Source organism: Streptomyces sp. NPDC049970, from assembly GCF_040660235.1.
Taxonomy (GTDB): Bacteria; Actinomycetota; Actinomycetes; order Streptomycetales; family Streptomycetaceae; genus Streptomyces.
Map to the genome: position 1 here is coordinate 217,399 of NZ_JBFALP010000003.1, position 18,871 is coordinate 236,269.

Below are 18,871 nucleotides of genomic sequence, written 5' to 3' on the forward strand. Positions count from 1 at the left end.
CGGGATCCCGCCCTCGGCTCCCGCACGTCCCGGGCGCGAGCCCGCTTCGAGCAGGTGCGCGCACTCTGTTGCCATGGCGAATCCGATGCGTATCACCGTGGTCCGCGGCCGGCCCGACGAGGCGGAGCTGGCGGCCGTCACCGCCGTACTGCTCGCCCTGGCCCGGCGCTCCGGGGAACCGGACGCCGAGACCCGGGCCGCCTACGCGGGATGGACCGTCAAACGCGGCGGCCACCGGCCCACGGTCACCTGGACCGCGCCGTGAAGCGCGGTTCGCCGCATATCCGGGGGCGGGACCGGGGAACCCTACAGGGGCACACCCCGGCCTCGCCGACAGCAGAGCCCGCCATGGCCCGTCCCGTCGGACGGCGCCACGGCACAGGAGGGGGAGGCGTGAACGGTCACCAGACTTTTACGGAACACATCCAGGCCCAGGCCGCCGGCACGCCGGACCGGGAGGCCCTCATCCTCCTCACCGAGCAGGACGGCGACCTGAGCCCGCGGAGCGTCACGTACGGCGAACTCGACGGTGCCGCCCGCACCCTGGCCGCCGCCCTGCGCCGCCACGTGGAACCGGGGGAGCGGGTGCTGCTCGCCCACCGCTCCCGCGCGCTCTTCGTCACCGGCTTCCTGGCCTGCCTGTACGCCGGAGCGGTCGCCGTCCCCGTCGCCCCGCCCGGCGGCCGGGGCCACCACGACGACCGCGTCGCGGGCATCGTCAAGGACTCCGCCGCCGCGTGCGTCCTCACCTCCACCGCGGAGGCCGCCGAGGTCTCCCAGCTTCTCGCCCGCACCGGCCACGGCCAGGTCGTCTGCCTCCTGGCCGACGGGCCCGCCGCGACCACCGCCGACACGTCCGCCGAGCCCTTCGAGGCCGCCCCGGACACGGTCGCCTACCTGCAGTACACCTCGGGGTCCACCCGCGACCCGCGAGGTGTGGTCATCACCCACCGGAGCCTGCTCGCCAACCAGCGCGCCATCGCCGAGGCGCTCGGCACCCGGCCGGGGATCCGGGTCGGCGGCTGGCTGCCGCTGCACCACGACATGGGGCTCGTCGGCCAGCTCCTGCACGCGCTGTGGCTCGGCGGCACGGCCGTGCTCATGACCCCGGGCTCCTTCGTGAAGCGGCCCGCCAACTGGCTGGAGACGATCTCGCGTTACGGGCTGACCCTCAGCGGAGCACCCGACTTCGCGTACGAGCTCTGCGTCCGCCGGATCAACGACTCGCAGCTCGCGGGTCTCGACCTGTCCCACTGGGAGGTCGCCGTCAACGGCGGCGAACCCGTCACCCCGGACACGCTCTCCGCCTTCGCCGAGCGATTCGCCCCGGCCGGACTGCGGCCGGGCGCGCTCACCCCCTGCTACGGGCTCGCCGAGGCGACGCTCCTGGTCTCCGGCACCCCCACCGCACCGGCCGCGGCCACCCGCACCGTCGACGCCGCCGCGCTCGAGGCCGGTGTGCTCACCGCCCCCGCCGGGCGGGCCCGCACCCTCGTGCACTGCGGCCCCGCGGCCTCCGCGGAGCTGCGCATCGTCGACCCCGAGACCCGCCGTGCGCTGCCGGACGGCCGGATCGGCGAGATCTGGGTCCGGGGCGAGAGCATCGGCTCCGGCTACTGGGCCCGCCCCGCCGAGACCGCGGCGGCCTTCGACTGCCGTGTCGAGGGAGGCGGCGGCGGCTACCTCCGCACCGGTGACCTCGGCGCCCTGAGCGAGGGCCTGCTCCACGTCACCGGCCGGCTCAAGGACATGATCGTCGTCGCCGGGCGCAACCTCTACCCGCAGGACCTGGAACGCGCCGTCCAGCAGGTCAGCGGCCTCTTCGGCGCAGCCACCGCGTTCGCGGTGCCCGGGGAGCGCGAGCGCGTCGTCATCGTCCAGGAGCTGCGCGCCCGGAGCCGGTACGACATCGACCTGGCAGCCCTGGCGACCGCCGTCCAGAGACGGCTCGGCGAGGAGTACGAGGTGCGGACCTCGGGCGTCGTGCTCGTACGCCCCGGCACGGTGCGCAGGACGACCAGCGGCAAGGTCGAACGGGCCGCCATGCGACGCCTGTTCCTGCGCGGCGAACTGACCCCGCTGCACCAGCGGATCGAGCCCGAGATCGAGGAACTGCTCGCTGCGGGGAGGCAGCGATGACCACATCGGAGGAGCGGATCGACGCTCTGGAGCAGGCGTTCGGCCCCCTCGACGACACCGCCAACCCGCTCGGCACGGTCGGCCTGCTCGCCGCGGACGCGGCGGGCGAGGTGCTGCCCGAGGCCGAACGGGTACTGGACGAGTTCGACCTGAACGCCGAGTTCGTCCCCGCGGACGTGGGAGGCCGGCTGGAGCGCATGGACGTGCTCGGCCGCCTCCTGCGCCCCGTCTTCCGGCGCGACGCCTCGCTCGGCTTCGGCTACGGGCTCAACTGCTTCTTCGCCTCCGCCCCCGTCTGGACCGCGGGCGGCCCCGAACAGCGCAGGCACGCCGCAAGACTGCTCCTGGAGGGCCGGCGCGTCGCCGTCGCCCGGCACGAGGTCGCCCACGGCAACGACTTCGTCCGCGACGAGTTCACCGCCCGGTCCGTCCCCGGCGGCATGGTCCTCGACGGCAGCAAGTCCGCCATCGCCAACGCCTCCCGGGCCACCGGCCTGGTCATCTTCGCCCGCACCGAGGGCGCGGAGCGAGGCCGCAGCCACACGGTCCTGCTGCTCGACCGGGACGAGCTGCCCGCCGGCCGCGTGGAGGACCTCGCCCGGCGCGCCACGACGGGGATGCGCAGCGCGGAGTTCGGCGGGCTGCGGATCACCGACTGCCCCGTGCCGTCGGACGCGGTGCTCGGTGCCGTGGGCGACGGCTACGAGCTGTCCCTGCGGTCCTCGCTCCTCATTCGCGGGCTGATCCCGTCCATCGTCCTGGCCGGCGCGGACACCGCGCTGCGCACCGTCGCACGGTTCGCCGACCGCACCCGCGCCGACGGCCGTTCCTCCCTGGACGTGCAGCACGTACGTGACGTGATCACCGGCGGCTTCCTCGACCTGCTGGTCATCGACTGCCTCGCCCTGGTCGCGACCAGGGCGCTGCACCTGCTGCCCCGCCAGATGAGCGCGTACGCGGCGGCCGCCGCCTACCTGGCCCCCAAGCTGGTGGCCGAGAGCATGGACGAGATGTCCTCGGTCCTCGGCGAGGAGACGTTCGCCCAGGACGGCGCGTACGGCATGTTCCAGAAGCAGCGGCGGGACCTGCCGGTGACCTCGCTCGGCCACGCCGGGAGCGCGGGCCGCCAGGTCAGCATCCTTCCGCAGCTGCCGTACTTCGCCCGGCACGCGTGGTTCGCCGATCCCGAGCCGCCCCCCGCGCTGTTCCGCCCGCACGAGCCGCTGCCGCCGCTGGACCTGTCCCAGCCGGCGCTGCTCGGTGACGGCGACCCGCTCGCCGCGACCCTGGTCGCCTGCACCGACCTGCTCGAATCGGCCGGAGGACAGGGCGGGGAGGCGGAGGGCGGGCCGTCGCTGCGCTTCCTGGCCAGGGCGCTGACGGGGGAGCTCGTCGAGCTGAAGAAGGCCTTCGAGAAGGTGCCGGAGGGCGACCGGGAGGCCCTGTCGAGTCCGTACAGCTTCGGCCTCGCGGACCGCTACACCCTGGTGCTCGCGGGGGCCGCCGTGCTCGGGGTCTGGCGCGAGCAGCGGCACGCGCCCCCCGGGCGCACCGACTCCTTCCTGGCCTCTCCCGCCTGGGTGACCGCGGTGCTGTACCGGCTCGTCAGGCGGCTCGGGCTGCCCCTGCCCGACCGCCCGGACGGCTGCGAGCGGCTGGTGCTGGACGAGGCCATGGCCCGGCTGCACAACCGCCGTAGTTACGACCTCTACAGCTCGCCGCTCGCCTGACCACCACACCGGGCGCCCCCGCCCCAGAGCCAGACAGGGAGCACTCCCATGCAGGACCAACCCCCGGGCCCGCACGACGACTTCGCGGTGGCCCACCGCGAGTGGCTCACCGAACGGGTCGCCCACTACCTCGGCCGGCCGGTGGACGACACCGTGTCGCTCGCGGCTGAGGGCCTCGACTCCGTAGCCGCCCTCAGCCTCTACGGCGACATCGAGGAGGAGTTCGGTTCGCTGATCGAGCCCGAGGACATCTGGGCGTACCCGACCCTGCGGCAGCTCGCGGACTTCCTGGCGATGCGGGACGTGAACCGGGGCGGCAGCAAGGTCCGCGCCGCCTTCGTCTTCACCGGCCAGGGCTCCCAGCACCCGGGCATGACCTCCGGGCTCTACCTGAACTCGACCGGCTACCGCGCCTTCCTGGACGAGGCTGACGCGGCGATCACGCCGTGGACCAGGCAGTCGGTCGTGCAGATGATCCTCGCCGACGACCCGGGCGTCCACCGCACCGCGATGACCCAGCCCGCCCTGTTCGCCGTCGAGTACGCCCTCGCCCGGACCCTGGAGGAGGCCGGGGTGCTGCCGGTGGCCGTCCTGGGCCACGGCATCGGCGAGTTCGCTGCCGCGACCGTGGCGGGGGCCCTCACCCTGGCCGACGCGGCGAAGCTGGTGTCGATGCGGGGCGCCTTCATGCAGTACCTGCCGCCCGGCGGCGGCATGATGGCCACCTGCGTCACCCCGTACGAGGCCGCCGAACTCGTCGCGGCGGAGCCGGCCGTCGGGATCAGCGCCATCAACGCCGCCAAGGCGATCGTGCTCTCGGGCGACAGGACGGCCCTGGAGCGCATCGAGGCCCGGCTCGACGAGCGCGGGATCCGCTGCCGGCACCTGGCCGTGTCGCACGCCTTCCACTCGCCGCTGATGACACCGGTCGTCGCCAAGTTCGAGGCGATCGCCAGGCGGATGCCCGGCGGAGCCGCCCGGGTGCCCTTCTACTCGACCGTGCACGGCCGGCTCGCCACCGAGCCGCTGCACGCCCCGTACTGGACCGAGCAGATCACCGCCCCCGTCCGGTTCGCCGACGCGGCGCGCAGCCTGCTCGCCCAGCAGACGCCCACACACGTCGTCGAGATCGGCCCGCAGGCCGTGCTCACGCCGTATCTGCGGCGGATGGGCGGCGGCCCCCGGGGTCCCGTCTGCCTGCCCGTGTGCCAGGGTCCGGCGAGCGACGCCGTGGATCTGGCAGGGGTGATCTCCGCTCTCGACGCCGGGCCGCTGGCCGCGGCCCTCTCCGGAGCCTGAGGTGGGAGCGCGGGTGGGACGCCTGCTGCTCGCCGAAGGCCCGGACGGGCCCTGGGACGGACTCCACGGGGAACTCTCCCGCACCGGCAGCGTCGTGCTGTACGCGAGGATGCCCGCCTGGCAGCCGGGGGACGGCACCGAGGCGGAACTGCGCCGCCGGCTGGGCCGGGACTGGCGCCGGTACCAGACGATCACCCAGCCGCGCATCCGGGAACGGTTCGTCGCCTCCCGGCTGTTCCTGCGGCAGGCCGCCGCCGCCGCGCTGGGCACGGCTCCGGACCTGGTCGACCTGGCGTACCAGCCGGGCGGGCGGCCGTACGTACGGGGCTGCGACCAGATCGACGTGAGCCTGAGCCACACCGAGGAGATGATGGTCGTCGGCGTCACGCGCCGGGGCCGCATCGGCGTCGACGTGGAGCGTGCCGACCGGCGGCTCGCGCACACCGGGTCCGAGCGCCAGGCCTGCACCCCGTACGAGAAGGAGCGGCTGGACGCCGGCGGTGAGGGGGCGCGCAACGACACGATGGTGCGGCTCTGGACGCTCAAGGAGGCCTACAGCAAGGCCCTCGGCCAGGGGCTGCGCTTCCGCTTCACCGAGTTCGGCTTCGCCCTCGACGGCGCGAGCAGCCGCCTGGTGCGGCCGGACGGATCGCCCGTGCCCGGCGGGGAGTGGCAGTTCGTCACCCGGCCCGCGGGGGACGGGTACGTCGTCAGCGTGGCGGTGTGCGACACCGGCTTCGGTGAGCTCTCGGACCTGTCGGTCGGCACCACCCTGGACGCCGGCATGCTCGACGCGCTGCTGGGCCCGCCCCGTGCTGCCCGAACCGCCCCGCCGGAGTCACGGCAGCCAGCCGGCCTCCTCCGCGATGCGGATCGCGTCGATGCGGTTGCGGGCGCCGAGCTTGCCGACGATCGCCGTCAGGTAGTTGCGGACCGTGCCCTTGGACAGGTACAGGCAGCCGGCGATCTCGGCGGCGTCGGCTCCGCGGGCGGCGAGCCGCAACACCTCCAGCTCCCGGGGTGAGAGCGGATTCTCCGGCGAGTCCCAGGCCGTCAGGGCGAGTTGCGGATCGACGACCCGGCGTCCGGTAGCCACCGACCGTACAGCCAGAGCCAGTTGGTCCGGCGGCGAGTCCTTCAGCAGGAAGCCCGAGACGTGGGCCGACAGGGCTCGCCGCAGGGTTCCGGGCCGCCCGAGGCTGGTGAGTATCAACGTGCGGCAGCTGGGCAGCTGTTCATGGAGCTCGGCTGCCGCCGTGAGCCCGTCGATGCCGGGGAGGTCGACGTCGATCACTGCCACGTCCGGCTTGGACGCGAGCGCGGCGGCCACGATCGTGTCGCCGCGGTCCACGGCCGCGACGACGTGCAGATCCGGCTCCAGCTGGAGCAGCGCCACGAGTGCGCCACGGATCATGTGGACATCCTCGGCGAGGAGGATTCTCACATCCAGCATCATTACCCCCGGTCAGATGGTGTGGTCAGGCCACGGCGGTTCTCTCGGAGGCCGCCGGCGCGAGGATCAGCAGCTCGTCCTCCTGGTTGCGCGGCTGGACCGGCGCCCACACCTCCAGGTGGAAGCAGCCGTCCTCCCGCAGGCCCGCGCTGAGCCCGCCGCCCACGGCGTCGAACCGGCAGCGCAGGTTCTCCAGTCCGCTTCCGCCGGACCGCGCGGAGAAGACGTCGGGCTGCGCGTGCGGCTGGTCGTTGGTCAGCTCCAGACGGACCGTTTCCTCCGCCGTGGACGCCGTGATGGTGCAGTTGCGTACCCCGCTGTGCCGCAGGATGTTGGTCACCCCCTCGCGCAGTGCCGTGGCGAGCACGGTGTCGACCACCGGGTGCAGTCGCCCGCACTCCACCCGGACGTCGGCACGGATGTCCGCGGCGGCGAGCACCGCCCCCGCGGACTCGGCCTCCTCGGCCAGCGACATGTCCCGGTAACCGCTGGACACCAGCCGCACGTCGGCCAGCGCCTGCCTCGCCACCCGCAGCACCGCGACCGTCTCCTCGCGCGCCTTGTCCGGACGGCTGCTGATGAGCCGCTGGATCAGCTCCCCCTTGAGCGTGATCGCGGAAAGACTGTAACCGAGCAGGTCGTGCAGGTCCCGGGCGAACCTCAGCCGCTCCTGGGTCACCGCCATCCTGGCCAGCTCCTCCCGGGTGGCGTGCACCTCGTGCACCAGATCCGTCAGGCGGGTCAGGCCGTAGATGACGAGACCCGTGAGTATGCCGGCGATCGTGAAGTACAGGACCAGGTCGACGGTCGCCCCCGCCAGCACGTTGTAGACCGGGATGAAGGCGATCAGCAGCCCGTAGCTCGGCCAGGCGTAGCGGGCCGGGAGGGTCAGCAGCACCGAGGCGGCGAGCGGGCCCTCCATGCTCCCCCAGTTGGTGCCGAACCAGACGAGTGGCGTGAAGGTGAGTACCACTTGTACAGAAAGGACAAGCGCTTTCCGGCCGGTCGGCCACCGTCGGGCTTGCGGTGAGGAGACCGCCAGCTGTACGGCGAACACCGCCAGGACGAGCGTGACGCACGCGACCAACTGCCCCGTCGGCGGCCGGGTGCGTACGACGTTGAGCACGGTCATCGCGCTATAACAGAGCAGGGCCACGACGATGACCGCGCGGGCCAGCCGGGGCGCGGGCGCCTGCGACCGGGGTGAGAACGGAGCGATGTTCCTCGCCGGCATGGCCGCCTCCTCGCCAAGGACCAACAGTGGCGGACGCATGCTATGTCTTCGCTTCTCCGTGAGCCAGCGGACGCAGGGGGTAGCCGGATTCAGACGAACAGCGGTACGGGGTTCAATTCTTCGTACCGGAGGGGCCTTTCGAGCCGTCCGAGTTTCACCGGTGTGTCGAACAGGCGGCCGGGGGCGAATCGGGCCCAGAAGTGACGCATCCCCGGAATGATCACCTTCGCTACGGGAAGTCCCACGTCGGGGCGGGTTTGATCCAGAATCAGCATCTCCAGGCCCCTCTCCCGCACGAGGGTTTCGGCCCACTCCACGTCCTCCCGCAGGTCGGCCCTGGCCACGTAGGAGTAGGAACCGGGGGTGCGCGCGCTTTCGGCTGGATCCGCGCAAAGGTATGGCTGATTCTTCACGGTCGCTTCACGCCACCAGGCGGACAGCTGCGGGTCCGTCGAATGCGCCCGGGGCGGCGACTCCCCGCCCGGTGGGAGCAGTTGCGCCATCTCCGTCACCGCGCGGCGCAGAGCGAGCCGGGGATCGAAATGAGCCCCGAACCCGAAGGAGATGCCCTGGGCCGCCCCCCGGGTGCGCCGGGACAGCGCGACCATCACGGGGATGCCGAAGTCGGCGGTGAGGTCGAGTACCCAGATGTCCCGGTGGAGCTGTGCGTAGGCCTGCCGGGTCCTGGCGAGCCACGGTTCGTCGAACGCGTCCAGGTCCACGGCGGGCTGCCGGGTCCGGTTGTACCACCACAGGGCCACCGCGTCCCGCTCCACCACCTCCAGGAAGCCCTGGACGACGGCGTCCTCCGGACTGCTGCCCGCCGCGTTGCCGTTGGAGTCGGCCCACGGCGCGGCCGGCACGCCGCCCGGTCCCGGCCCGAAGTACAGCATGGAGGTGGGCAGCAGCCGCTGGGTGCCGGAGGTGAGGGACCAGACCGGGGTCCAGTCGGCCGGCGCCTCCGGGTCGAAGGGCGGGGGTATCTGCTGGAAGCGCGACTGCCCGGAGTTCCAGCGCTCGCGGTCCCGGAACTGCCGGTCCGCGAACAGCTGGCACTCGTTGGGGTGGAGGGCCGTGTCGCCGATCCCCGCCAGGGTGCCGCGCACGGTGGGCTCATCGCCCTGGCGGGTGCCGCAGTAACGTTCCAGCGCCTCGCACAGGGCGCCCACCTCGGCCTCCTGCGGAGTCGTCCCCTTGCCGCCGCTCTGCCCCCGCAGGCCGCCGCGCAGTCCGGCCAGTGAACGGCTGTCGCCCAGGGCCATGTTGCGCCCGGCGACGTACCGGTTCAGGCCCTCGGGGGAGTCGGGCGCCGGACCGAGGCCGGACACGATCCCGGTGACCGGGTCGGCCAGGTGCCGGTAGCTGGCCAGCACCGCCTCCGCGCTCTGCGCCCGGTGGTTGCCGCCCACGGTGTGCGTCTTCGGACTCGACCGCAGGCGGAAGGGTCTTCGTACCCGGTCCGCGACGAGTCCGGGGTCCCCGCATACGCCGCACTGCGGGCGGCGGTCCACCCGGTGGCGCTCGATGTGCAGGGTGCGGGCGTCCAGCCGGCAGACCGACCGCTGCCCGTCGTAGCGCATGCCCGCCACCCACTTCGCCGCCTCCAGCACCGCGGTGTGCAGCCCCAGCGCCCGCACGGGGGCGAAGGAGACCTCGGGGACCTGGACCGTCCCGGCGAGGCCGAGGGCGTGCAGGACCGGCGCGCGGGAGGCGCGGTGGCCGCGCAGGCGGTGGGCCAGGCACTCCCAGCACGCGGTGTCCGGGGTGCCGAACACCGGCCCCACCCAGGTCTCGGCGCCGCTCGGCTTGGCCGGCAGCCAGGCCCGGCCGACGGCCCGGTGCCGGGCGTCGACCCCGGCGAGGCGCGGGTCCAGGTAGTCGTCGACCAGGACGAGCGAGAGCGCGGCCGAGCCCCCCTGTCTCGGCTCCGTCACCCGCAGTCCGGCCGCCAGGCACTCGGCCCGTGCCGCTGCCGGGTCCACCCGGCCGAGGATGACGAGCTCCACCGGGGTCGTACGGAACGAGGCAGAGGCGCTCGGGCCGTCGATGCCGGCGAACTCCCAGTACGCCTCGGTCGACGCGTCCGCGGCCGGGTCGTGGTAGCCGATGAGATCGGCGCGGGCGAGTTCCGCGATCATGCGGGCCGCGGTGGCCGGCGGCAGTGTCGCCGACGCGTCCCGCAGCACGTCGGACAGCGTCCTGGTGCCGTCCAGCAGAACCGCGAGCTCCTGAACCTCACGGCCCTGCAAGGCTGTCGTCCCCTGTTCGGACAGCAGGTAGACGGCGTCCCCCTCGATCGCCTCCACCCGCAGATGTCTCTTGAACCCCACGGGCAGCTCCGTGCCCGTCCCCCCGGTTCTGGTCATGCAAGGGCCGTCCCGGCCTCTTCCCCGGGCAGCGGCGCCATGCCGCTGTAGCACCCGTAGAGCGTGGCGTCACCAGGCCGGTCCAGGTGGTCGATGACCAGGCCTCTGCCCTGTGCGCCGGGCGTCGCGTATCTGTACGCGTCGTATCCGGACGCGTCCCCGTAGACCGGCTCCGACGCCGTGAGGCCGAACTCGGCCAGCACGGAGACCGGGTCACTCGTGTAGCGCTGGGCCAGTTCGGGCTCCAGCCCCGCACGAGCCGTCAGCAGGGCCAGGCGGTGATCGGAAGACGACTGGACGGCCGGGCCGGCCGGTGCGTCGTGCATGGTGATGCTCATGGAGTTCCCCCTCCAGGGTCCGTGTCACTGCGGTTCGTGCTGTCGTTCCCCCCGGCCGTTTGCCGAGTGCCAGGATTCTGCGGCCCACCGAGTCGCACGGCACAGTGCCGGTGTCACCACCGGGGCATGACATTTTCATGTGCGCCCACGTGACCACCTCACTGGGAGCGCATCGCCGCAGGTGCCAGGCTCGCTCCAGACTCCGCAGCCCGTGCCGGCCCGCCGTCGGGCCGGCCGCACAGCGCACGAAAGGGAGGGCGCCATCATGGAGATCAAAGTCCTGGGACCGCTGACAGCCCGTGAGAACGGGGTGTCGATCGTGCCCACCGCGGCCAAGCCGCGCCAGATCCTGTCCCTGCTCGCCCTGCAGTCCGACCGCGTCGTCACCGTCGCGACGCTGATGGAGGAGATCTGGGGCGAGGACATCCCGCGCAGCGCGGCCACCACCCTGCAGACCTACATCCTCCAGCTCCGCCGCAAGATCGCGGCCGCGCTCGACGGCGACCCCGCGCGCCAGGCCAAGGACGTCCTGATCACCCAGCACGGCGGCTACCTGCTCCAGGTGCAGCCGGGCCAGGTCGACGCCCACGAGTTCGGCCAGCTCGCCGCCTCCGGCCGGGCCGCGCACGAGGCCGGCGACCACCACGCCGCCTCCGAACTGCTGGGCCGCGCCCTGGGGATGTGGAAGGGCTGCGCGCTCGTCGACGTACGCATCGGGACCGTGCTGGAGCTCGAGGTCCTCCGCATGGAGGAGGACCGGATGGCCGCCCTGGAGCGCCGTATCGACGCCGACCTCATACTCGGCCGGCACACGGAGATCGTGCCCGAACTGCGCGTCCTGGTCGCCAGGCACCCCATGCACGAGAACTTCTGCGCCCAGCTGATGACCGCGCTGCACCGCTCGGGCGGCGCCTGGCGCGCGCTCGAGGCGTACCAGCGGCTGCGCGTGACGCTCGTCGACGAGCTGGGGCTGGAGCCCTCGGCCCGGCTCCAGCGCCTCCACCAGGCCGTTCTCTCCGCCGACCCGGCTCTCGACCTCCCGGTCCCGGCCTCCGGCTGAGCGCCGCCGGGCCGGGGGGCGCGCTGCCCTCCCACGGGCTCTCCAGCCCGTCTCTAGGCGGCGTTCCTACGTTCGGCCAATGACGATCCTCGACGACCTGACGGTCGCTCCGGCCGCCCCCGACCTGCGACGAGCCGCCGCCGAACTGCGCCGGCTGAAGGAGGAGGTGAGCCGCGGGCCCGACCCGGCGGCCACCCGGCGCCAGCACGAGAAGAACAAGCTCACCGCCCACGAGCGGCTCGGACTCCTCTTCGACGAGGACACGTTCACCGAGATCGAGCCGCTGCGCAGGCACCGGGCCTCCGGCTTCGGCCTGGAGGCGCGCAAACCCCACGGCGACGGTGTCGTGATCGGCTGGGGCCTCGTCCACGGCCGCACGGTCTTCGCCTACGCCCACGACTTCCGGGTCTTCGCCGGCGCGCTCGGCGAGGCGCACGCCGCGAAGGTGCACAAGGTCATGGACCTCGCGGAGGCCGCGGGCGCCCCGCTGGTCAGCCTCAACGACGGGGCCGGCGCCCGTATCCAGGAAGGTGTCACGGCCCTGGCGGGCTACGGGGGCATCTTCCGCCGCAATGTCGCGGCCTCCGGCGTCATCCCGCAGATCAGTGTGATGCTCGGCCCGTGCGCGGGAGGCGCCGCCTACTCGCCGGCGCTCACCGACTACGTCTTCATGGTCCGCGAGTCGGCCCAGATGTTCATCACCGGACCCGACGTCGTGCAGGCGGTCACCGGGGAGCGCATCACCCACAACGGCCTGGGCGGCGCGGACGTGCACGCGAGCGTCTCCGGCGTCAGCCACTTCGCGTACGACGACGAGGAGACCTGCCTCGAGGACGTGCGCTTCCTCATCGCGCTCCTGCCGTCCAACAACCGCGAGATGCCCCCGGCCGTGCCCTGCGACGACCCCGCCGACCGCCGGACCGACGCCCTCGCCGACCTGGTGCCGGCCGACCCGGGGCGCAGCTACGACGTCCGCGCGGTGATCGAGGAGATCGTCGACGACGGCGAGAGCTTCGAGGTCCACGAGGCGTGGGCCCCCAACATCGTGTGCGCGCTGGCCCGTCTCGACGGCCACCCGGTCGGCATCGTCGCCAACCAGCCCGCGGCCCTGGCCGGGGTCCTTGACATCCACGCGAGCGAGAAGGCCGCCCGCTTCGTCTCGACGTGCGACTCGTTCAACATCCCGCTGGTCACGCTCGTCGACGTACCCGGGTTCCTGCCCGGCGTCGACCAGGAGCACAACGGCATCATCCGGCACGGGGCCAAGCTGCTGTACGCGTACTGCAACGCGACCGTGCCCCGGATCTCCCTCGTCCTGCGCAAGGCCTACGGCGGCGCGTACATCGTCATGGACTCCCGTTCCATCGGCGCCGACCTGGCGTTCGCCTGGCCCACCAACGAGATCGCCGTGATGGGGGCCGAGGGCGCCGCCAACGTCATCTTCCGCCGCGAGATCGCCGCCTCGGCCGATCCGGAGGCCTTGCGGGCGCAGCGCATCGACGAGTACAGGACCGAGCTGATGCACCCCTACTACGCGGCCGAACGCGGGCTCGTCGACGACGTCATCGACCCGGGTGACACACGGCGGACCCTGATCCGTTCGCTGGCCATGCTGCGCGCGAAGAAGGCCGAAATACCGTCCCGTAAGCACGGCAATATCCCGACATAGCGGTGCGGTTCGACAGGTCCACGAGCACGCGAGTCCCGGTCTAGGGCACAGACGTTCCATGGCTGCATCGGAAACGGCGGCCCGCTACGAGCCGGCTGCCGACCGGTTCGGCCGGCCGGGGGGCGTTCCCACCCCGAACCGCCCCGGCCGCCGGTATCCCGTCCCGGAACAGCGCGAAACCGGCCCAACGGCCGTCAGCCACACCCCAGGCGGTCACCCGCTCGGCAGTACACGCTCGGCGGTCGCCCGCCCAGCGGTCACACGCTCAGCAGTCACATGGACGAAGGGATCGACAGTGACCCCCACAGTGCCAACCGGCAGGTGCGCACAGCCGCATCCGGCCCCGTCGAAGGTCAGGTAGACCATGCGCAGAGTCGCCATCACCGGCCTGGGCGTCGTGGCCCCCGGTGGGGTCGGTGTCAAGGAGTACTGGGACCTGCTGACGGCGGGACGCACCGCCACCCGCAGGATCTCCTTCTACGACCCCTCGCCGTTCCGCTCGCAGGTCGCCGCCGAGTGCGACTTCGACGCACTGGCCGCGGGCCTCTCCCACCAGGAGATCCGCCGCCTCGACCGGGCCTCCCAGTTCGCCGTGGTCTCCACCCGTGAGGCACTCGCCGACAGCGGCATCGACCTCTCCGCCGTCGACCCCGGCCGGGTCGGCACGGCGGTGGGCAGCGCGGTCGGCTGCACCACCAGCCTGGAGCGCGAGTACGCCGTCGTCAGCGACGGCGGTCGCAAGTGGAACGTGGACCACGAGTACGCCGTACCCGAGCTGTACCGCCACTTCGTGCCCAGCTCCATCGCCGCCGAAGTCGGCCTGGCGGCAGGAGCGGAGGGCCCCGCCGCGGTCGTCTCCACCGGATGCACCTCCGGTCTCGACTCGCTGGGGCACGCCGTGGAGCTCATCCGCGAGGGCACCACCGACATCATGATCGCCGGCGCCACGGAGGCCCCGATCTCGCCGATCACCTCGGCCTGCTTCGACGCCATCCACGCCACCACCCCGCGCAACGACACCCCGGAGAGCTCCTGCCGGCCCTTCGACCGGACCCGCAGCGGCCTGGTCCTCGGCGAGGGCGCGGCGATCCTGGTCCTGGAGGAGCTGGAGAGCGCGCGGCGGCGCGGCGCCCACATCTACGCCGAGATCGCCGGGTTCGCCTCCCGCTGCAACGCCTACCACATGACCGGCCTCAAGCCCGAGGGCCTGGAGATGGCGGAGGCCATCGACGTGGCCCTCGCGGAGGCCCGTCTCGCACCGGACACCGTCGACTACATCAACGCCCACGGCTCCGGAACCAAGATGAACGACCGCCACGAGACCGGCGCCTTCAAGCGCAGCCTCGGCGACCACGCGTACCGCACCCCGATCAGCTCCATCAAGTCCATGATCGGTCACTCGCTGGGCGCCATCGGCTCCCTGGAGATCGCTGCCTGCGCACTCGCGATGGAGCACAGCATCCTGCCGCCCACCGCGAACCTCCACGAGCCCGACCCGGAGCTCGACCTCGACTACATCCCGCTGACCGCCCGCGAGAAGAAGACCGACGTGGTCCTCAGCGTGGGCAGCGGCTTCGGCGGATTCCAGAGCGCCATGGTGCTGGCCCGCCCGGAGAGGAGCACCTCATGACCACCGCAGTGGTGACCGGCCTGGGCATCACCGCCCCGAACGGCCTGGGAACCGAGGACTACTGGAAGGCCACTCTGGCCGGCGAGTCCGGCCTCGGGCCCGTCACCCGCTTCGACGCCACCCAGTACCCCTCCCGGATCGCGGGTGAGGTCTCCGACTACGTCGCCGAGGACCACATCCCCAGCAGGCTCATGCCGCAGACCGACCACATGACGCGCCTCGCGCTGACGGCGGCCGACTGGGCACTGGCCGACGCCGGCATCGACACCACCGACATGCCCGAGTACGGCATCGGCGTGGTCACGGCCGCGTCCGGAGGCGCCGTCGAGTTCGGCCAGCGCGAACTGCAGAACCTCTGGAGCAAGGGCAAGGAGTACGTCAGCGCCTACCAGTCCTTCGCCTGGTTCTACGCCGTCAACACCGGCCAGATCTCCATCCGCCACAAGCTCCGCGGGCCCAGCGGAGTCCTGCTCACCGAACAGGCCGGCGGCATCGACTCCCTCGGCCACGCCCGCCGCCACGTCCGCAAGGGCTTCCCGGCCGTCATCTCCGGCGGCGTCGACGCGGCCATCTGCCCCTGGGGCTGGGTCCCCCAGATCGCCTCCGGCCTGATGAGCACCGTCGACGACCCGGCCCGCGCCTATCTGCCCTTCTCCGAGGAGGCGGCCGGATACGTACCCGGCGAGGGAGGCGCGATCCTGCTCGTCGAGGACGCGGACTCGGCCCGCACCCGCGGCGCCGCGAAGGTCTACGGCGAGATCGCCGGATACGCCGCCACCCTGGACCCCGCGCCGGGCACCGGCCGGCCGCCCGGCCTGCGCCGCGCCGCCGAGAACGCCCTCGCCGACGCCGGGCTCGCCGCCGACGACATCGACGTCGTCTTCGCCGACGCCTCCGGGGTACCCGACCTCGACCGGGCCGAGGCGCGTGCCCTCACCGAGCTGTTCGGCCCGAACGGGGTCCCCGTCACCGCTCCCAAGACGATGACGGGACGGCTGCTCGCCGGCGGCGCCGCCCTCGACGTGGCCACCGCCCTGCTCTCCCTGCGCGACGGCGTCATCCCGCCCACGGCGAACGTCACCGCCGCCGCGCCCGCCCACACCGTCGACCTGGTCACCGAGGCACGCGAGGCGCACCTGCGCAACGCGCTCGTCCTCGCCCGAGGTCACGGCGGCTTCAACGCGGCCCTTGTCGTACGCCGCGCGCACTGATCCCCACGAGCCCCCACGCACCACCAGTACGGCGACACCATCCATGCGCCCAACCGAGAGGACGGCACCGACCATGAGCACCACGACCGCCACAGTGACCCTGGCCGACCTGACCCGCATGCTGCGCGAGAGCGCCGGCGAGGAGGAGGGCGTCGACCTCGACGGCGACGTCATCGACACGCCGTTCATGGAACTGGGCTACGACTCCCTCGCCCTGCTCCAGGTCATCGGCCAGATCCAGCGCGAGTACGGCATCGAGATCCCGGACGACGCCGTCGTCGACGCCGAGACCCCGGGTGCGCTCCTCGCGCTCATCAACTCCGGCCAGGCCACCGCGGCCTGAGCCGGCCCCCCGCGGCCGCTCCGCCTTCCGTCCCCCCCGGGGCGGGGCGGCCGTCACCACCCTCCGGAGCGGCGGGCGCCGAGCCCGTACGGGCCCACGGCGGCCGCCGCACCTCCGGACTCCCGGCCGCGCCCGGACAGGGACCCCGCCCCACCCCACTGCTCAGCACCGCGGCGTACGCATCCGACACCGCGCCGGCCCACCGGGGACCACCGGAGCGCCCTCGGCCACGCACCGACCGGGCCCGAGCCGCGGCCCACCAGGAGGAACCATGTCGCTCACCTCGCAGAGTGCGGTGGTCCGCCGGCTGATCGTCAGCCCCGGCTCCGCGCCCCGGCAGCACGCACGGGTCGTCGCCTCCGCCGCCGGCGTATCGGCGGTGCTGCGCGCCTTCGGACGCGCCCCCGAGGACCTCCCCGCCCGTACCGTCGTCCTCATCGGCGCCGCCGCGATCGAATCCGGCCTGCGCCCCGAGCACGAGGGCTTCACCGTCCGCACCGAACCCACCCCGGCCCGCGCACTGCGCCGGGCCCACCGGGAACTCCACGAGGGAACGGCCGACCTCGCCCTGGTCGCCGGCTTCGGTGAGCCCGATCCCCAGACGATCACCGTGTACGCCGTCAAACGTGCCGCCGAGGCCGTCGCGGACGGCGACTCCGTCCTCGGGGTGCTCGACCTCACCGAGCCCCGCGAGGACACCGCCCCGCCCCTGCGCCCCCTGCACCAGAACCCGCGCGGCACCGACCCGGACCGCCACCGGCTGATCCTCTGGTCGGGGCGGGACGCGGAGGACGAGATCCGGGTACGCGACGGACTCCTGCCGATGCTCGGCGGGGTGCACCGCGAGATCTACCCCGCCCTGCCGACCGCCGTGCCCTGCGGCACCGCCCCCGGCCCGGTCCGCGGCGGCGTCGTCAGCGTCTCCGCGCTGGCCTCCCGCGCGGTCCACCAGGCGCGCACCACCGACGGTTCACGGCCCCGGCCGATCGCCCTGCTCTTCCCCGGCCAGGGCTCCCAGCACGCCGGGATGGCGGCGGGCCTCTACGGCACCGAACCCGTCTTCACCGCCGCCGTCGACGCGGCCCTCGCGTACATGGGCGAGGAGGGCCCCCGCATCCGCGCCGACTGGCTCGACCCGGCCCGCGCCGCCATCGGCATCGACGACGTACGCCGTGCCCAGCCGCTCCTCTTCGCCGTCGACTACGCGCTCGGCCGGCTCGTCCTCAGCTGGGGCGTCCGCCCGACGGCCCTGCTCGGCCACAGCGCCGGCGAACTCGTCGCGGCGACGTTCGCCGGAGTCGTCTCGCTGCGTGACGCGGTCGCGATGGTGATGGCCCGCGTCAGGGAGGCCGTGAAGATCCCGGCGGGCGGCATGCTGGCGGTCGCCGCGAGCGAGGAGCAGGTGCTGCCGTACCTGACCGCCGATGTCGCGGTCGCCGCTGTCAACGCCAACCAGCAGGTGATGCTGGCGGGTTCGAAGGGTCCGCTCACGGACGTCGCCACCCGCCTCAAGGAGGACGGGCACACGGTCGTCACGGTCCCGGCCACCAGCCCCTTCCACTCGCCGGCGATGGCCCCGGCCTCCGACGCCGTCGAGGCCGACTACCGCCGGATCCCCCTCCGCGAACCGCGGCTGCCCCTCTACTCCGGCTACACCGGGGCCCTGATGAGCCCCGACGAGGCCCGCAGCCCGCGCTTCTGGGCCCGCCAGATCACCGACACCGTCTACTTCCGCAACGGTCTCGACGAGCTGCTGGCCGCCGACGACGTCCTCCTGATCGAGGTCGGCCCCCGCCAGACACTCACCGCCTTCGCCCGGAGGCACCGCTCGCTCCGCCTGGGCGCGGGCGCCGTGACCCCGCTCCTGCCGTCCCGCGCCGGAACCCCTGAGGCCGACCGCCAGTCCGTCCTCACGGCAGCCGCCCGCATCTGGACCGAGGGGCACGACCTGGACCTCAACGCCGTGTCCAGGCTCTGGTCCTGGAGCGGGCCGGAATCCCCCGCGACGGCTCGCGCCACCGTGGAGGCACAGCTCGCATGAGATACGTGAGCAGGGCCCTGCACGAGATCCGCACCTCGCTCACGGCGGCCGGCTGGATGTGGCTGGGGCTCCCTCTCGGCGGCCCCCTGCTGCCCACGGCCACGCGGGCGTCGGCCCCTCCGTCCCTGTCCGGCCCGCCTGAAGGACACCCGGAGAGGCTACGACCGGACCTGCCGCTCACGCCCACGGAGCGGGTGCTGCGGGAACAGCTCATGGCGCCGACAGGGGAGCGCGACTGAGGCGAACCCTGTTGCGAGCCAGGGTGGTTGACGCACCGACCGGCGGGCCGATCGCCTGGGTGGCCGCCCAGACCGCGCCGGGCGGCAGCCCTAAGATGGGTGCACGGTGGCCTCCAAGC

The 18,871-nt window shown here is 73.1% G+C and carries 15 protein-coding genes and 1 pseudogene; 12 read left to right on the forward strand and 4 right to left on the reverse strand.

Features of this window, described 5'->3' with window-relative positions; all coding sequences use genetic code 11:
- Positions 1 to 73: 73 nt before the first annotated feature.
- The 5 genes and pseudogenes from AB0I83_RS07265 to AB0I83_RS07285 form a co-directional block, all read left to right on the forward strand.
- Positions 74 to 265 (forward strand): acyl-CoA carboxylase subunit epsilon, encoded by a 192-nt coding sequence (locus AB0I83_RS07265; protein ID WP_356535856.1) that lies wholly within the window; start codon positions 74 to 76, stop codon positions 263 to 265.
- 128 nt (positions 266 to 393) lie between these two features.
- Complete coding sequence (locus tag AB0I83_RS07270; protein ID WP_363303911.1) at positions 394 to 2,139, forward strand: fatty acyl-AMP ligase; 1,746 nt, start codon at positions 394 to 396, stop codon at positions 2,137 to 2,139.
- Positions 2,136 to 3,869: an acyl-CoA dehydrogenase gene (locus AB0I83_RS07275; protein ID WP_356535858.1), complete on the forward strand. Its 1,734-nt coding sequence runs from the start codon at positions 2,136 to 2,138 to the stop codon at positions 3,867 to 3,869. The genes AB0I83_RS07270 and AB0I83_RS07275 overlap by 4 nt, the downstream gene beginning before the upstream one ends.
- Before the next feature lie 48 nt (positions 3,870 to 3,917).
- Positions 3,918 to 5,168, forward strand: a complete 1,251-nt coding sequence (locus AB0I83_RS07280; protein WP_356839567.1) for an acyltransferase domain-containing protein — start codon at positions 3,918 to 3,920, stop codon at positions 5,166 to 5,168.
- Between the two features lie 370 nt (positions 5,169 to 5,538).
- A pseudogene (locus tag AB0I83_RS07285) lies at positions 5,539 to 5,874 on the forward strand (4'-phosphopantetheinyl transferase superfamily protein); the annotation flags it as partial.
- Positions 5,875 to 6,006: 132 nt separating this feature from the next.
- Here the strand turns inward: AB0I83_RS07285 and AB0I83_RS07290 are convergent.
- The 4 genes from AB0I83_RS07290 to AB0I83_RS07305 all read right to left on the reverse strand — a co-directional run bounded on the left by AB0I83_RS07290 (position 6,007) and on the right by AB0I83_RS07305 (position 10,559).
- The gene (locus AB0I83_RS07290; RefSeq protein WP_356535860.1) at positions 6,007 to 6,621 is read right to left on the reverse strand and encodes a response regulator transcription factor; all 615 of its coding nucleotides are present in this window, start codon (positions 6,619 to 6,621) and stop codon (positions 6,007 to 6,009) included.
- Positions 6,622 to 6,646: 25 nt separating this feature from the next.
- Positions 6,647 to 7,855, reverse strand: coding sequence for a histidine kinase (locus AB0I83_RS07295; protein WP_363303912.1), 1,209 nt, complete (start codon positions 7,853 to 7,855; stop codon positions 6,647 to 6,649).
- 89 nt (positions 7,856 to 7,944) lie between these two features.
- Positions 7,945 to 10,221, reverse strand: a complete 2,277-nt coding sequence (locus AB0I83_RS07300; protein WP_363303913.1) for a TOMM precursor leader peptide-binding protein — start codon at positions 10,219 to 10,221, stop codon at positions 7,945 to 7,947.
- Positions 10,218 to 10,559: a hypothetical protein gene (locus tag AB0I83_RS07305; RefSeq protein WP_356535863.1), complete on the reverse strand. Its 342-nt coding sequence runs from the start codon at positions 10,557 to 10,559 to the stop codon at positions 10,218 to 10,220. The genes AB0I83_RS07300 and AB0I83_RS07305 overlap by 4 nt, the downstream gene beginning before the upstream one ends.
- A gap of 265 nt (positions 10,560 to 10,824) precedes the next feature.
- Here AB0I83_RS07305 and AB0I83_RS07310 point away from each other — a divergent pair, with 265 nt between their 5' ends.
- The 7 genes from AB0I83_RS07310 (at position 10,825) to AB0I83_RS07340 (ending at position 18,752) form a co-directional block, all read left to right on the forward strand.
- The gene (locus AB0I83_RS07310; protein ID WP_356535864.1) at positions 10,825 to 11,619 is read left to right on the forward strand and encodes an AfsR/SARP family transcriptional regulator; all 795 of its coding nucleotides are present in this window, start codon (positions 10,825 to 10,827) and stop codon (positions 11,617 to 11,619) included.
- A 79-nt stretch (positions 11,620 to 11,698) separates the two neighbouring features.
- Positions 11,699 to 13,288: an acyl-CoA carboxylase subunit beta gene (locus tag AB0I83_RS07315; protein WP_356839570.1), complete on the forward strand. Its 1,590-nt coding sequence runs from the start codon at positions 11,699 to 11,701 to the stop codon at positions 13,286 to 13,288.
- Positions 13,289 to 13,652: 364 nt separating this feature from the next.
- Positions 13,653 to 14,918 (forward strand): beta-ketoacyl-[acyl-carrier-protein] synthase family protein, encoded by a 1,266-nt coding sequence (locus tag AB0I83_RS07320; protein WP_356535866.1) that lies wholly within the window; start codon positions 13,653 to 13,655, stop codon positions 14,916 to 14,918.
- Positions 14,915 to 16,129 carry a ketosynthase chain-length factor gene (locus AB0I83_RS07325; RefSeq protein WP_356535867.1) on the forward strand — a complete coding sequence of 405 codons (1,215 nt, stop codon included), beginning with the start codon at positions 14,915 to 14,917 and terminating at the stop codon, positions 16,127 to 16,129. Before AB0I83_RS07320 ends, AB0I83_RS07325 begins: the two co-directional genes overlap by 4 nt.
- Before the next feature lie 73 nt (positions 16,130 to 16,202).
- Positions 16,203 to 16,472 (forward strand): acyl carrier protein, encoded by a 270-nt coding sequence (locus AB0I83_RS07330; protein WP_356535868.1) that lies wholly within the window; start codon positions 16,203 to 16,205, stop codon positions 16,470 to 16,472.
- 271 nt (positions 16,473 to 16,743) lie between these two features.
- Complete coding sequence (locus AB0I83_RS07335; RefSeq protein WP_356535869.1) at positions 16,744 to 18,513, forward strand: acyltransferase domain-containing protein; 1,770 nt, start codon at positions 16,744 to 16,746, stop codon at positions 18,511 to 18,513.
- Positions 18,510 to 18,752, forward strand: a complete 243-nt coding sequence (locus AB0I83_RS07340) for a DUF6059 family protein (RefSeq protein ID WP_363303914.1) — start codon at positions 18,510 to 18,512, stop codon at positions 18,750 to 18,752. The genes AB0I83_RS07335 and AB0I83_RS07340 overlap by 4 nt, the downstream gene beginning before the upstream one ends.
- Positions 18,753 to 18,871 lie beyond the last annotated feature (119 nt).